This window comes from Streptomyces sp. NPDC088707, from assembly GCF_044752725.1.
In the GTDB taxonomy this organism is placed as follows: domain Bacteria; phylum Actinomycetota; class Actinomycetes; order Streptomycetales; family Streptomycetaceae; genus Streptomyces.
Genome location: NZ_JBIVLV010000011.1, coordinates 247,981 through 261,159, shown reverse-complemented (window position 1 = coordinate 261,159; position 13,179 = coordinate 247,981). Strand labels below are relative to the sequence as shown.

The 13,179-nt window shown below is 71.0% G+C and carries 15 protein-coding genes; 8 read left to right on the top strand and 7 right to left on the bottom strand.

All coding sequences use genetic code 11. The annotated features are described in order from the left end of the window. Positions 1–84 precede the first annotated feature (84 nt). Positions 85–1,053 carry an NAD(P)-dependent oxidoreductase gene (locus ACIP84_RS30315; protein ID WP_401802095.1) on the bottom strand — a complete coding sequence of 323 codons (969 nt, stop codon included), beginning with the start codon at positions 1,051–1,053 and terminating at the stop codon, positions 85–87. Positions 1,054–1,138: 85 nt separating this feature from the next. On the opposite strand from ACIP84_RS30315, the gene ACIP84_RS30310 reads away from it, so the two are divergent. After that, positions 1,139–2,134 (top strand): GlxA family transcriptional regulator, encoded by a 996-nt coding sequence (locus tag ACIP84_RS30310; RefSeq protein ID WP_401802092.1) that lies wholly within the window; start codon positions 1,139–1,141, stop codon positions 2,132–2,134. Here ACIP84_RS30310 and ACIP84_RS30305 read toward each other — a convergent pair. Continuing rightward, entirely contained in the window at positions 2,100–3,386 is a 1,287-nt protein-coding gene (locus ACIP84_RS30305) for a geranylgeranyl reductase family protein (RefSeq protein ID WP_319310826.1), read from the bottom strand. The genes ACIP84_RS30310 and ACIP84_RS30305 overlap by 35 nt on opposite strands. A 188-nt stretch (positions 3,387–3,574) precedes the next feature. Here ACIP84_RS30305 and ACIP84_RS30300 point away from each other — a divergent pair, with 188 nt between their 5' ends. Then, positions 3,575–4,291: a peptidase inhibitor family I36 protein gene (locus ACIP84_RS30300; protein ID WP_355968185.1), complete on the top strand. Its 717-nt coding sequence runs from the start codon at positions 3,575–3,577 to the stop codon at positions 4,289–4,291. Further along, positions 4,288–5,763, top strand: a complete 1,476-nt coding sequence (locus tag ACIP84_RS30295) for a phosphodiester glycosidase family protein (protein WP_401802090.1) — start codon at positions 4,288–4,290, stop codon at positions 5,761–5,763. Before ACIP84_RS30300 ends, ACIP84_RS30295 begins: the two co-directional genes overlap by 4 nt. Positions 5,764–5,778: 15 nt before the next feature. Here the strand turns inward: ACIP84_RS30295 and ACIP84_RS30290 are convergent, their stop codons facing one another. The 4 genes from ACIP84_RS30290 to ACIP84_RS30275 all read right to left on the bottom strand — a co-directional run bounded on the left by ACIP84_RS30290 (position 5,779) and on the right by ACIP84_RS30275 (position 9,556). Further along, a complete protein-coding gene (locus ACIP84_RS30290) occupies positions 5,779–6,471 on the bottom strand; it encodes a demethylmenaquinone methyltransferase (RefSeq protein WP_187623264.1) in 693 nt (230 codons plus the stop codon). An 84-nt stretch (positions 6,472–6,555) separates the two neighbouring features. Next, positions 6,556–7,155, bottom strand: a complete 600-nt coding sequence (locus tag ACIP84_RS30285; RefSeq protein ID WP_401802087.1) for an imidazolonepropionase-like domain-containing protein — start codon at positions 7,153–7,155, stop codon at positions 6,556–6,558. 7 nt (positions 7,156–7,162) lie between these two features. Then, the gene (mqnC, locus tag ACIP84_RS30280) at positions 7,163–8,362 is read right to left on the bottom strand and encodes a cyclic dehypoxanthinyl futalosine synthase (protein ID WP_187623262.1); all 1,200 of its coding nucleotides are present in this window, start codon (positions 8,360–8,362) and stop codon (positions 7,163–7,165) included. Positions 8,363–8,683: 321 nt separating this feature from the next. Beyond that, positions 8,684–9,556 (bottom strand): menaquinone biosynthetic enzyme MqnA/MqnD family protein, encoded by an 873-nt coding sequence (locus ACIP84_RS30275; protein ID WP_401802085.1) that lies wholly within the window; start codon positions 9,554–9,556, stop codon positions 8,684–8,686. Positions 9,557–9,817: 261 nt separating this feature from the next. Here ACIP84_RS30275 and ACIP84_RS30270 point away from each other — a divergent pair, with 261 nt between their 5' ends. Beyond that, on the top strand, positions 9,818–10,021 hold the full coding sequence (locus ACIP84_RS30270) for a cold-shock protein (protein WP_015035453.1): 204 nt from the start codon (positions 9,818–9,820) through the stop codon (positions 10,019–10,021). Positions 10,022–10,203: 182 nt separating this feature from the next. Here ACIP84_RS30270 and ACIP84_RS30265 read toward each other — a convergent pair whose 3' ends face one another. After that, positions 10,204–11,040 carry a M23 family metallopeptidase gene (locus tag ACIP84_RS30265; protein ID WP_401802082.1) on the bottom strand — a complete coding sequence of 279 codons (837 nt, stop codon included), beginning with the start codon at positions 11,038–11,040 and terminating at the stop codon, positions 10,204–10,206. 152 nt (positions 11,041–11,192) lie between these two features. Between ACIP84_RS30265 and ACIP84_RS30260 the strand changes: the two genes are divergently transcribed. The 4 genes from ACIP84_RS30260 (at position 11,193) to ACIP84_RS30245 (ending at position 13,177) form a co-directional block, all read left to right on the top strand. Next, positions 11,193–11,594, top strand: coding sequence for a DUF1992 domain-containing protein (locus ACIP84_RS30260; RefSeq protein ID WP_319310837.1), 402 nt, complete (start codon positions 11,193–11,195; stop codon positions 11,592–11,594). A gap of 66 nt (positions 11,595–11,660) precedes the next feature. Beyond that, on the top strand, positions 11,661–12,167 hold the full coding sequence (locus ACIP84_RS30255; protein WP_355968182.1) for a DinB family protein: 507 nt from the start codon (positions 11,661–11,663) through the stop codon (positions 12,165–12,167). 20 nt (positions 12,168–12,187) lie between these two features. Next, a complete protein-coding gene (locus tag ACIP84_RS30250; protein WP_401802079.1) occupies positions 12,188–12,628 on the top strand; it encodes a hydrolase in 441 nt (146 codons plus the stop codon). A 42-nt stretch (positions 12,629–12,670) separates the two neighbouring features. Beyond that, the gene (locus ACIP84_RS30245; protein ID WP_355968105.1) at positions 12,671–13,177 is read left to right on the top strand and encodes a DinB family protein; all 507 of its coding nucleotides are present in this window, start codon (positions 12,671–12,673) and stop codon (positions 13,175–13,177) included. Positions 13,178–13,179 lie beyond the last annotated feature (2 nt).

The following is a 13,179-nucleotide window of genomic DNA, read 5'->3' as shown; positions in this document are numbered from 1 at the left end:
CCGCACTCACGGCACACGAAAGGCCGTCACTCCTCGGGGGAGTGACGGCTTTTCCCTGTTCAGCCCGATTCCGTCGTGTACGTCCTACATGCGGAAGTTCTCGATGATCCGGGCGTAGCTGTCCCCTCCGTGCCCCGCCTCGACCGCCGCGCGCATCAGCTCCAGGTGCAGCTCCGGCAGCCGGTTGTCGATGCCCCGCGCCTCCCCCGCGTGCAGCAGGTGCCCGATCGTCGCCACCTGGACGTCGATCGTGGCGTCGTCTCCCGGGTACTTCCCCTCGTCGATCTGCTCGGCGTACGTCGTCATGAACCAGGCGACCGTCTTCAACCAGCGGGTGGCCACCGCCGTGAAGTCCCGGGCCGGCACCCCGTCCGCGCCCGCGAGGGCGGTCGCGTGCAGCCAGCCGCCGAAGACGGACCACATGAGGCCGAGCAGCCCCGCGTCGTAGAGCGAGGCGAGCCCCGCGTCCGGGCCGAGGTCCACCGGGTCGCCGAGGACGGCCAGCGTCGCGCGGTGCCCGGCGAGCAGCTCGGGCGAGCCCGAGTAGAGGAACATGCTGGCGCTGTCGCCGACCCCCGGCGGGGTCGTCATGACGGCTCCGTCGAGATAGCCGACACCGTGCTCGGCGGCCCACTCCGCCTCGGCGCGGGCCTGCTCCGGTGAACCGGAGGTGAGGTTGACCAGGACCCGGCCCCGCAGTGACCCGGCGACGGGGGCCAGGAGGCCGCGTACGGCCGGGTAGTCGAGGACGCAGAGCACGACGAGCTCGCTCGCCTCGACGGCCTTGGCGACGGAGGCGGCGCGGACGGCGCCCCGGGTGACGAGGGAGTCCGCCTTCCCCGGGGTGCGGTTCCAGACGGTGGTGCGGTGGCCGGCGGCGAGGAAGGCGCCGGCGAGGGCGGAGCCCATCTGGCCGAGGCCGATGACCGTGATGCTCTGTGCGTCGGAGTCGGGCGCGTCGGTGTTCTGTGGGTCGGTGTTCTGTGCGTCGGAGGCGGGCGCGTCGGCGTTCTGTGCGTCGGCGTCAGATGCGTCGACGTTCTGTGCGTTCATGGAATCCACGCTCTCAACGGCGGAATCCGGACGACAGTGGCAGGACCGACGACGACCGCACGATTCCTGCCGTACGGTCGGCGGCATGGACGCAGGGACCGTCGCCATCGCCGTCGTACCGGACCGGCGGATCGGAACGTCGTTGTGGGAGCTGTACGAACTCTCCCTGGCGCTCGGGGTCTTCGGCATCCCGCATCCGGACCTCGCCGACCCCTGGTACCGGCTGCGGCTGTGCGGGGACTCCGGCGAGGGCGGCGTCTTCTCCGTGCGGACCGACCACGGTCTCGACGGACTCGTGGGCGCGGACACCGTCATCGTGCCGTCCGTGCCCGACGCGGTCGTGGACGACGGCGAGGAGGTGCCGGCCGAGCTGGTCGGGGCGCTGCGCGCCGCAGCCGCCTCCGGCGCCCGGATGGTGTCGCTGTGCACCGGCGCCTTCGCGCTCGCCGCCGCCGGCATCCTCGACGGCCGCCGGGCCACCGCGCACTGGCAGCACAGTGCGCAACTGGCCGCCCGCCACCCCGAGGTGATCGTGGACGACTCGGTCCTCTACACGGACGAGGGGTCCGTCCTGACCAGCGCCGGAGCCACCGCCGCGCTCGACCTCTGCCTGCACCTGGTGCGTACGGACCTCGGGGCGACCGTCGCCGGGCAGCTCGCCCGTCGCCTCGTCGTCCCGGCCCACCGCCCCGGCGGCCAGGCGCAGTTCATCGAGGCGCCGCTCCCGCCGAGCGACGACGACAGCCTGGGGCCCGTCCTGCAGTGGGCGACCGAGCACCTGGCCGAGCCGCTGACCGTGGAGGAGCTGGCCGCGCGGGCCCGGATGAGCCCGCGCACCTTCCACCGGCGGGTGCGCGAGGAGTACGGGACCACCCCGCTGCAGTGGCTGCTCCAGCAGCGGGTGGCCCGCGCCCAGACCCTCCTCGAGTCCACCGACCTGCCCGTGGAGCTGGTCGGCGATCACAGCGGGCTGGGCTCGGCGGCCAATCTGCGCCGTCACTTCACCCGTGCCGTCGGGGTGTCCCCGTCCGGCTACCGGCGGTCGTTCAGGCCTTCGGGGCCACCTTCGAGAGTCCGTTGATGATGCGGTCCATGGCGTCGCCGCCCGACGGGTCGGTCAGGTTCGCCAGCATCTTCAGCGTGAACTTCATGAGCAGCGGGTGGGTCAGGCCGCGCTGGGTCGCGATCTTCATGACCTTCGGGTTGCCGATGAGCTTCACGAAGGCGCGGCCGAGCGTGTAGTAGCCGCCGTAGGTGTCCTTGAGGACCTGCGGGTAGTTCCGCAGGGCGAGTTCGCGCTGGGCGGGGGTCGCGCGGGCGTGGGCCTGGACGATGACGTCGGCCGCGATCTGGCCGGACTCCATGGCGTACGCGATGCCCTCGCCGTTGAACGGGTTGACGAGGCCGCCGGCGTCGCCGACGAGCAGCAGGCCCTTGGTGTAGTGCGGCTGGCGGTTGAAGGCCATCGGGAGGGCGGCGCCGCGGATGGGCATCGTCATGTTGTCCGGGGTGAAGCCCCAGTCCTCCGGCATCGAGGCGCACCAGGCCTTGAGGACCTCGCGCCAGTCCAGCTCGCGGAAGGCCTTGGAGGAGTTGAGGATGCCGAGGCCGACGTTGGACGTGCCGTCGCCCATGCCGAAGATCCAGCCGTAGCCGGGCAGGAGCCGGTCCTGCGGGCCGCGCCGGTCCCACAGCTCCAGCCAGGACTCCAGGTAGTCGTCGTCGTGCCGGGGCGAGGTGAAGTACGTGCGGACGGCGACGCCCATCGGGCGGTCCTCGCGCCGGTGCAGGCCCATCGCCAGGGAGATCCGGGTGGAGTTGCCGTCGGCGGCGACGACGAGCGGGGCGTGGAAGGTGACCTCGCGCTTCTCCTCGCCGAGCTTGGCGTGGACGCCGGTGATCCGGCCCGTACGGTCGTCGATGATCGGGGCGCCGACGTTGCAGCGCTCGTAGAGGCGCGCGCCGGCCTTCTGGGCCTGGCGGGCGAGCTGCTCGTCGAAGTCGTCGCGCTTGCGGACGAGTCCGTAGTCCGGGTACGAGGCGAGTTCCGGCCAGTCGAGCTCCAGGCGGACGCCGCCGCCGATGATCCGCAGGCCCTTGTTCCGCAGCCAGCCGGCCTCTTCGGAGATGTCGATGCCCATGGAGACGAGCTGCTTGGTGGCGCGGGGGGTGAGGCCGTCGCCGCAGACCTTCTCGCGGGGGAACGCGGTCTTCTCCAGGAGGAGGACGTCCAGTCCGGCCTTGGCGAGGTAGTACGCGGTGGTCGAGCCGGCCGGGCCCGCCCCGACGACGATCACATCTGCGCTGTGCTCGGAGAGGGGCTGCTCGGTCACGGCGGATTCTCCCGAAGACTCGACGGTAGGGGGCGGTACGGGCGTACCGGGGCAGTCTATGGGGGCGGCTCGCGGACCGTCCGGAGGGCCACCCGAAGGGACCGCGCGGAGGACCGCCCAGCGAGACGGAATCGAACCGGAATTCGTACATCCGTACGAAGGTGTCATGATCACCGATCGTGACCACCATGCGTAAGACCGATCTACGGCGGGGCTCGCTGATCACAGCCGTCCTCGCCCTCATCTGCTCGGCGTTCCTCGTCCTGCCCGCGAACGCCGACCCCGACCCCTTCGAGGACTGCGCCCAGGGCGTGTTCTGCCTCTACGACGGCTCCGGCGGCACCGGCACCCGCCTGGACGTCGCCGAGGGCGGCAAGGACGAGCAGTACCCCGGCACCGCCCTGTCCGTGCAGAACAACACCCGCATGTGGGCCTGCGTCTACACCAAGAGCCGGTACGGCGGCTCCCTCCAGACCGTCAAGCCGGGCAACGACGACGAGTACGTCACCGGCGGCACCCGCTGGGTCGTCGCCTCGTACAAGCTCGTGCCCACCCGCGCCCTGTGCTTCACCGGCTACGAGCGCTGCGAGAACGGCCAGGTCTGCACCTTCGCCGAGCGCAACGGACGCGGCGCGATGACCGTCCACGTCCCGGCCGTCGACCCCGCCACCCAGAACCTCGGCAACAGCTACGGCGCCGAGACCGCCCCCCAGTCCGTCTGGAACCGGACCGGCAAGCACCTGTGCTTCTACCCCAGGCCCGACTACACCGGCACCTGGACCGAAGGCACCCGGACGTACGGCGCGTACGTCGTCCTCCGCGGCGACAACATCACCGTCCCCCTCTCCCTCGCGGGCGCCTTCCGCTCCCACGAACTCGTCAACGGAACCTCGGAGTGCCAGTGACCACGCCCCTGCGCCCGGCTCTCGCCGCCGCCGCCGCGCTCACCGCGGCCCTCGCCCTGACCACCTCGGCCGCCGCCGCCCCCACCGCGGTGAAGCCTCCGAGCCTGCTCGCCCTGAACTGGGAACTGAACGCGGAGACCGACCTGAGCGTCCCCGGCGTCACCCGCACCACATGGACCGAGAAGAACCTCGACAACCGCACCAGACCCCGCATCCTCCAGATCGTCGAGATCGACCCGACCTCCGCCCCCGTCAGCCTGGAGAGCACCATCGGCGCGGGCGACGGCGTGGCCGAGACGCTCGCCGAGCAGCTCGCCGGGGCCGGCACCGCGGCCCGGCACCCCGTGGCCGGTGTGAACGGCGGCCTGTTCAAGTCGGAGAAGAAGCACGACGACCACGTCGTGCCCGCCCACACCGAGCCCGCCGACACCCTGCCCACCACCCTCCAGCACATGGGCGTCTCGGTCACCGACGGCGTCCTGCACAGCTCCAGCTGCCGGCGACCGGACGACAAGGGCACCTCGGGCGCCGTGATCCAGTACGGCGTCCCGTACATCACCACGCTCCGCACCAAGCTCGACCTCACCGCGGCCGACGGGGCCACCACGCGATTCGACGACATCAACCGGGACCCGGGCCGCGCCCGCGGCTGCGCCCGCGACACCGACGACCGGCTCGTCCCCGAGTCGATCACCGGGGAGAAGGGCGTCTACACCGACCCCGACGAGATCGTCCTGTTCACCGACGACTACAGGTTCCCGGTGCCGAAGCCCGATCTCGACAAGACGGTCACCACCGACGACGACCCCGGCTTCGAGGTCGTCCTCGACTCCACGGGCAAGGTGACGGCCGCCCGCGCGAGCCGCGGCGGTACGACCCCCGCCGATCAGGTCAAGGTGCCGGCCGGCGGCCGCATCCTCCAGGGGGTCGGCACGGGCGCCGCGTGGCTGCGCGCCCACGCCCTCCCCGGCACCAAGGTGACGGTCGACCAGAAGCTCACCGACACGCGGCTCGAACGGGAGATCCCCCTGGACCTGTCGGTCGACGTCGTCAGCTCCTTCCACCAGGTCCTCCGCGACGGCGACATCCCGCTCGAACTCCCCGACACCTGCAACCAGTCGGGCCCGGGCAAGGATCCCGGCACCGAGAACTGCACAGACTCACGGGTGGCCCTCGGCACCAACGTCCACGGCCGTCCGGTGCTCGTCACGCTGACCGGGCAGGTCCAGCCGAACAACACCACCACGCACGAGGACGGCGCGACCCTGGGCACGTTCGCCAAGCTCCTGGACTCCGAGGAGCTCGGCCTCATCGACGCGCTCAACCTGGACGGCGGCGGCTCGGCGACGCTGATGACGGGCGGCACGACGCACACCCCGCCGACGGACCGCGTGAACGGCACGTACGTCCACCGGCACGTGGCCGACGCCGTGTACGCGGGGATCAGCGGCTACGGCATGTACGCCAAGTAGCCGCCGGGACACCCCTCAGGCCTTGAACCCCCGGTGGAGGGCGACGATCCCACCGGTCAGGTTCCGCCACGCCACCTGCGACCAGCCGGCCTTCTGGAGCATGCCCGCCAGGGTCGGCTGGTCCGGCCAGGAGCGGATGGACTCGGCCAGATACACGTACGCGTCCGGGTTCGAGGAGACCGCACGGGCCACCGGCGGCAGCGCGCGCATCAGGTACTCCTCGTACACCGTGCGGAACGGCGCCCAGGTGGCGTGCGAGAACTCGCTGATGACGACCCGGCCGCCGGGCTTCGTCACGCGGTACATCTCGCGCAGCGCCTGCTCGGTGTCCTGGATGTTCCGCAGCCCGAAGGAGATGGTGACCGCGTCGAACACGTCGTCGCGGAACGGCAGCTTCGTGCCGTCGCCGGCCGTGAACGGCATCCACGGATGGTTCTTCTTGCCGACCCGGAGCATCCCGAGCGAGAAGTCGCAGGGCACGACGTACGCACCCGCGCGGGCGAAGGGCTGAGAGGAGGTCGCCGTACCGGCGGCCAGGTCCAGGACCTTCTGCGCGGGGCGCGCGTCGACCGCCTTCGCGACCTCCTTGCGCCAGCGCCGGTCCTGGCCCAGGGAGAGCACGTCGTTCGTGAGGTCGTAGTTCGCCGCCACGTCGTCGAACATCGAGGCGACTTCGTGCGGCTGCTTGTCCAGGGTGGCGCGGGTCACTGGCGTTCGGCCTCGCAGAATCGGGGTACGGGCGGGCGCGACCATTGTCTCAGGGCCGCTCCCGGCCCGACCGGCAGGGCGCGCTCAGCGGGCCCGGTACACCAGTTTGCCGCCGATGACGGTGGCGACGCAGGTGGCCGCGCCGAGGCGGGCCAGGGAGGCCCGGTCCGGGACGTCGAAGACGGCGAAGCGGGCCGGGGATCCCGGCGCCAGGGACGGCAGGAGCACCAGCGGCACCGGGGAGAACGACGGCCCGCCCGGGAGCTTCTCCGGGCGGCGGCCGACCGCGAGACCGGCCCGGCGTACGGCGTCCACGGCGGCCCGGTCGCGCAGTTCGCCGGCGACGGCGACCGTCCCGTGGGCGAGGAGCCGCTGCACGCCGCGGCGCGCGGAGGCGCCCCGGCGGGACGGGTCGGCCCGGAAGATCCGCTGCGCCCGCTCGCCGGTGATCGGTTCGGTGCCGAACCCCTCGGCCTCCCGGGGATCCGGGTGGTACATGCCTTCGAGCAGCTCGGGGCCGAACGGGTTGAGGAGGCCGGGAGTGAGGATGCCGGGCCACCGCCGCACCCGGGCCTCGGGGCGGACGGCGGCCAGGTCGTCGAACGGGCCGACGGCGGCGACACGGTCGCCGTCGACGAGGACCGCGGTCTCGGGCGTCGCCTCGGCGACGTGGATGGTCAGCACGGGCGCGTCAGTTGGCGTCGAGGAGCTTCAGCTCGGGGTGCGCCGTGCCGCCCTCGATCGCCGTGGACGAGATGTGGGAGGCGACGCGCTCGTCGACCGGGTCGTTCGCCGGGTCGTCGTGGACGACGATGTGCTCGTACGTCGTGGTGCGCTGCGCCGGGACGCGGTCCGCCGTACGGATCATGTCGATCATCTCGCGCAGGTTGGAGCGGTGCTTGGCGCCGGCCGAGGAGACGACGTTCTCCTCCAGCATGATCGAGCCGAGGTCGTCCGCGCCGTAGTGCAGGGTGAGCTGGCCGATCTCCTTGCCCGTGGTGAGCCACGAGCCCTGGATGTGGGCGACGTTGTCGAGGAACAGCCGGCCGATGGCGATCATGCGCAGGTACTCGAGGAGCGTGGCCTGCGTGCGGCCCTTCAGGTGGTTGTTCTCGGGCTGGTACGTGTACGGGATGAAGGCCCGGAAGCCGCCCGTACGGTCCTGCACGTCACGGATCATCCGCAGGTGCTCGATCCGCTCGGCGTTGGTCTCGCCGGTACCCATCAGCATGGTGGACGTCGACTCCACCCCGAGGCCGTGCGCGATCTCCATGATCTCCAGCCAGCGCTCGCCGCTCTCCTTGAGCGGGGCGATGGCCTTGCGCGGCCGCTCCGGCAGGAGCTCGGCGCCGGCGCCCGCGAAGGAGTCGAGGCCCGCCGCGTGGATGCGGGTGATGGCCTCCTCGACGGAGACCCCGCTGATCCGGGCCATGTGCTCGACCTCGGACGCGCCGAGGGAGTGGATGACCAGCTGCGGGAACTCGGCCTTGATGGCGGCGAAGTGCTTCTCGTAATACTCGACGCCGTAGTCCGGGTGGTGGCCGCCCTGGAACATGATCTGGGTGCCGCCGAGCTCCACGGTCTCCGCGCAGCGGCGCAGGATGTCGTCGAGGTCGCGGCTCCACCCCTTCTTCGTGTCCTTGGGGGCGGCGTAGAAGGCGCAGAACTTGCACGCCGTCACGCAGACGTTCGTGTAGTTGATGTTCCGCTCGATGATGTACGTCGCGATGTGCTCGGTCCCCGCGTACCGGCGGCGGCGCACGGCGTCGGCGGCGGAGCCGAGGGCGTGCAGGGGCGCCGAGCGGTAGAGGTCGAGCGCCTCCTCGGGGGTGATCCGGCCACCCGCGGCGGCGCGGTCGAGAACAGACTGGAGTTCGGCCTTCTCGGTCACCGGGTGTGTCCCTTTCGGAGGGGTTCTGTCGACCGAACCAGCCTACGCCAGCGCTCCTCACGGCTTCCGTCGGGTCGCGCGCGCGGGCGGGGCGGTAATAGGGACGGTCCGGACATGGATAAAGGGGTGAATTGCCGAACGGAGACGCGACGGCGAATTCGGAGAAGCCGACGGGAGACCGGCCGGAGACCGGCGGGAGATCAGACGGAGATCCGCCGGAGATCGACGGGAGATCAGACGGAGATCCGCCGGAGACCGGCGGAAGGCCGACCGGAGGGGCGCCGGGAAGCCGAATCGGGAACCCGGAACGCGCGCGCCCCGCTAATCCCGCGCGGGCCGGAGCAGTTCCACGGTGACGTCCGCGGGGAAGCCGGTCGTGGGGCCCGTGCGGCGGGCGAACTCACGGACTCCGGCGAGCTGCTCGGGGCCGAAGCGGAAGTCGAGCGTACGGAAGTACCGCTCCAGGAGTTCGGCGTCGAAGGTCTCCCAGCGGGCGGCCTGCTCGGCGACCTTGGCGACCTCCTCGAGGGAGAGGTCCCGGGAGGCGAGGAACGCCTGGTGCACCTCGTGGACGGTCTCCGGCTCGCGCGCCAGGAAGTCCTTGCGCGCCGCCCACACGGCGAAGACGAACGGGAGGCCCGTCCAGTCCTTCCACATGAGGCCGAGGTCATGGACCTGGAGGCCGAGCCGGGGCGCGTCGTGCAGCGAGGCGCGGAGCGCGGCGTCGCCGATGAGGACGGCCGCCTCGGCCTCCTGCATCATCAGCCCCAGGTCAGGGGGGCAGGTGTAGTAGTCGGGCGCCACCCCGTACCGCTCGGCGAGCAGCAGCTGGGCGAGGCGTACGGAGGTACGGGACGTGGAGCCGAGCGCGACGCGCGCCCCGTCCAGCTCCTCCAGGGGCCGCTGCGAGACGATCACGCAGGACATGACCGGCCCGTCGCAGCCGACGGCGATGTCGGGGAGCGCGACCAGGTCCGACGCGTTGCGGAGGTACTCGACGAGGGTGATGGGGCCGATGTCCAGATCGCCCCGGACGAGCCGCTCACTGAGCTTCTCGGGGGTGTCCTTGGTCAGCTCGAGGTCGAGGAGCGTTCCGGTCTTGGCCAGGCCCCAGTAGAGGGGGAGGCAGTTCAGGAACTGGATGTGCCCGACGCGGGGCCGGCTGCGCTGCTGGTCGTCGGTTGCATTGTCCACATCGTGAGGCTAGACCCGTCTCGTACCGTGGGCATCGCCGGGGCAGGCGCGTCAGCACCCGGAGCGAGATCAAACATGCGAGTGACGTGATCTTTCCCTCTACCGTCCTGGGCGACCTGCGTGCTACGCTCAACGCAAGTTGCAGTTTGGTTTCCCTTGCAGTACAGAGCCTGCGGAGCATGTGACCCGCAGGCTTTTGTAGTTTTCAGACTTGTTTGCAGGTTCTGGAGCAGGGCGACCCTTTGGCCCATAGGAGGGCTCATGGCTACCGGAACCGTGAAGTGGTTCAACGCTGAAAAGGGCTTCGGCTTCATCGCCCAGGACGGCGGCGGCCCGGATGTCTTCGTCCACTACTCCGCGATCAACGCGAACGGCTTCCGTTCGCTCGAGGAGAACCAGCTCGTGACCTTCGACGTCACGCAGGGCCCGAAGGGCCCGCAGGCGGAGAACGTCTCCCCGGCCTAAGGGCCAGGGTCGGCGAACACGCACGACTAGAGCAGTACCCAAGGAGCCCCGCTCCGTGCCTTCGGGCACGAGCGGGGCTCCTGCCCTTCGGGCCCCTTTCCGGGTCTTCGGGGCTCTTCCGGCTCCTCAGGGCCTCGGGGCGTTCCCGGGCGCCTTCAGGGCCTCGGGGCGTTCCCCGGCGCTCAGCAGTTCGGGATCACGGCTCCGTTGTTGTCGCGGGCCTCGTCGTTGCCCCAGCGGGACAGGTAGTAGGCGGAGACGTACGCCCCGCGCCCGTTCTTCCCCGCGTACACGGTGTCGAGGTCGGTCCTGAGCCACCAGTGGTTGTAGTTCCCGGCGGCGTCCCGGATCTCCTGGCCCCAGACCTTGCAGTAGACGTAGTTCGTGCCCTGGTTCAGGACGCCCTGGGCGGCGTTGGTGTTGGGCTGGGCGTAGCCGGTGGCGTTGGCGAAGGTGTCGACCCAGTACTTCCCGCCTCCCCCGCCCGAGCAGCCGTTGTCACTGGTCAGGGACTTGGAGCCGTACGAGCCGGGGTAGGGCGCGAGCGAGGAGCCGTTGATCACGATCGACTGGCCGACGCCGTTGTAGAGCTGCTCGTAGTGGATGTGGGCGCCGGAGCTGTTGCCGGTGCTGCCGGTGGTGCCGATCTGCTGGCCCTGGGAGACGGCGGCGCCGTTGGCCACCGCGTACGCGTTCAGGTGGAAGTAGTACGTCTTCCAGCCGCCACCGTGGTCGACCACGATGTAGTTGCCCGCGCCGGACGGCTGGGAGTAGCGGTAAGCGGTCCCGGACGCCGAGGCCAGGACCGCGGTGCCGGTGGTCGTACCGCCGTCGGAGCGGATGAAGTCGAGGGCCTGGCGGACCTCGGCCGAGTGATGGCTGTACGTCCAGGTCTGGCCGCAGGGGAAGGGCGCCTTGAAGAGCGGCGCGGCCTGGGCGGGGGTGGTGGTGACGAGCGCGGTGAGCAGGCCCGCGACGAGCGCGAGCAGGGTGCCGAGGGGGGTGATCCGGGCACGCATGCGTCCTCCGGTACGTGGGGGTCGGTGGCCTGTGGACAGGGGTCGACGCGCGTTGACCCACAGGGAACGCAGCACAGCGTGCCGGAAGATCGCGTCTCGCAGTAGACGGCGAAGACCACACCCGCGCCACGGGGCTTACGTAGTCTGGACACATGACCGAACGCAAACCGCCCGGAGTCAGCTTCGAGTCGTTCGTGGACAAGCAGATCCGCGAGGCGTCGGAGCGTGGCGAGTTCAGCAGCCTGTCGGGGTTCGGGAAGCCGCTCCCCGACGACTCGGCCCCCTACGACGAGCTGTGGTGGATCAAGGGGAAGATGCACCGCGAGGGCGCGTCCGTGCTCCCGCCGTCGCTGGCCCTGCGCAAGGCCGCGGAGGACGCGGAGGAGGCGGTGGCCGCGGCCGTCTCGGAGAGCCAGGTCCGCCGGATCCTCGGCGAGATCAACACCAGGATCGCCGAGGCGCTGCTCCGCCCGCCGGCCGGTCCGCCGCTGAACCTCAAGCCCTTCGACGTCGAGGCGACGGTCGAGCGGTGGCGGGCGGAGCGGAGCTCGTAACCCCCTGCTCAGCGGAGCCCGTAACCCCTGCTCGCCCGCCGTCGAGAGGAGCCCCTCATGTCCCCCATGAACAGCGCCGGTCTGCTGGTCGACTCGTTCGGCCGGATCCAGGAGGCCGTCCACGAGGCCGTCGAGGGCCTCACCGAGGACGAGCTCGCCGCCCGGGTCGATCCGGACGCCAACTCGATCGCCTGGCTCGTCTGGCACCTCACCCGGATCCAGGACGATCACCTCGCGGGCGCCTTCGGCACGGACCAGCTGTGGGAGGCGGACGGCTGGCGGGACCGCTTCGGGCTGCCCTTCGGGAAGGGCGCGACCGGCTACGGCCAGACGAGCGCCCAGGTGGGCAAGGTACGGGCCCCGGCCGACCTGCTGACCGGCTACTACGACGCGGTGCACGCGCGGACCCTCGACCTGGTGCGGTCGGTGACGAACGCGGACCTGGACCGGGTCGTCGACGCCGCCTGGGACCCTCCGGTCACCCTCGGCGTGCGCCTGGTGTCGGTGATCGCGGAGGACCTCCAGCACGCGGGGCAGGCGGCCTACGTGCGGGGTGTGGTGGAGCGGCGGTAGCGGCGCCGAAGGACCAGGCGATGGAGTCGATCGTCACCGCTCTCCCGGCGGATTTCCGGACCGTCCGGTACGACGGCTCGCGCTTCCCCGGCGCCGCCTCCGTGGCCGCGCGGCCGGGGCTCGCGGCCGGCGCCAACTGTCAGCTGTTCGCGTACGAGGTGCTCAGGCACTTCGGCCTGACGCCTCCGGCGCTGCGCTCCTCCGAACTGTGGAGCGACACCGGGACCACGGTCCACGTGCCGGTCGCACAGCCCCTGGACCTGGTCCTCTTCAACGCCACGGCCGACGCGTACGGGGCTCATGTCGGCGTCCACGTCGGGGACGACGCGATCCTCCACCTGTGCGCGGAGGTCGGGCACCCGGTGGTGTGGGGCACGGCGGACTTCGCGGCACGGGAGCGGTACGCCGTCCGGCTCGGCGCCAAGCGGGTCCTTCCCGGGCTGCCGGGGGCGCCCCGATAAACACATCGACAGGGAACGCGGTGATCGGGGACGCTTCGTGCGATGACCAGACTCAGTGACACTCCGTCCGCGTGGGACGAGCGCACCCAGCTCACCACGTTTCTCGACTACGCGCGTGACACCGCCCGCGCCAAGTGCGAGGGCGTCTCCGCGGAGAACGCCCGCTCGGCGCCTCTGCCGGGATCACCCCTGATGACCATGAGCGGAGTGATCAACCACCTCCGCTGGGTCGAGTACTACTGGTTCCAGGTGGTCTTCCTCGGCGAGGACGACAAGGGCCCCTGGACCGAGGAGGACCCCGACCGCGAGATGCGCATCGCGGTCGACTTCCCCCTGCCTCAACTGCTCGACGAGTACGCCGAACAGAGCGCCCGCTACCGCGAACTCGTCGCCGGCAACGACCTGGACACCCGGGCCGAGCGAACCATCCGCGACGGCCGGCACGTCGACCTCCGCTGGATCATCCACCACCTCGTCGAGGAGACGGCCCGGCACAACGGCCATCTGGACATCCTGCGCGAGCTGGTCGACGGCACGACCGGCGCCTAGCA

What these genes read in the sequence shown, in the direction of transcription:
- ACIP84_RS30270 (WP_015035453.1), top strand. Translation starts at nt 9,818, where the DNA reads ATGGCTACCGGAACCGTGAAGTGGTTCAACGCTGAAAAGGGCTTCGGC.
- ACIP84_RS30300 (WP_355968185.1), top strand. Translation starts at nt 3,575, where the DNA reads ATGCGTAAGACCGATCTACGGCGGGGCTCGCTGATCACAGCCGTCCTC.
- ACIP84_RS30315 (WP_401802095.1), bottom strand. Translation starts at nt 1,053, where the DNA reads ATGAACGCACAGAACGTCGACGCATCTGACGCCGACGCACAGAACGCC.
- ACIP84_RS30245 (WP_355968105.1), top strand. Translation starts at nt 12,671, where the DNA reads ATGACCAGACTCAGTGACACTCCGTCCGCGTGGGACGAGCGCACCCAG.
- ACIP84_RS30260 (WP_319310837.1), top strand. Translation starts at nt 11,193, where the DNA reads ATGACCGAACGCAAACCGCCCGGAGTCAGCTTCGAGTCGTTCGTGGAC.
- ACIP84_RS30265 (WP_401802082.1), bottom strand. Translation starts at nt 11,040, where the DNA reads ATGCGTGCCCGGATCACCCCCCTCGGCACCCTGCTCGCGCTCGTCGCG.
- ACIP84_RS30255 (WP_355968182.1), top strand. Translation starts at nt 11,661, where the DNA reads ATGAACAGCGCCGGTCTGCTGGTCGACTCGTTCGGCCGGATCCAGGAG.
- ACIP84_RS30310 (WP_401802092.1), top strand. Translation starts at nt 1,139, where the DNA reads ATGGACGCAGGGACCGTCGCCATCGCCGTCGTACCGGACCGGCGGATC.
- ACIP84_RS30250 (WP_401802079.1), top strand. Translation starts at nt 12,188, where the DNA reads ATGGAGTCGATCGTCACCGCTCTCCCGGCGGATTTCCGGACCGTCCGG.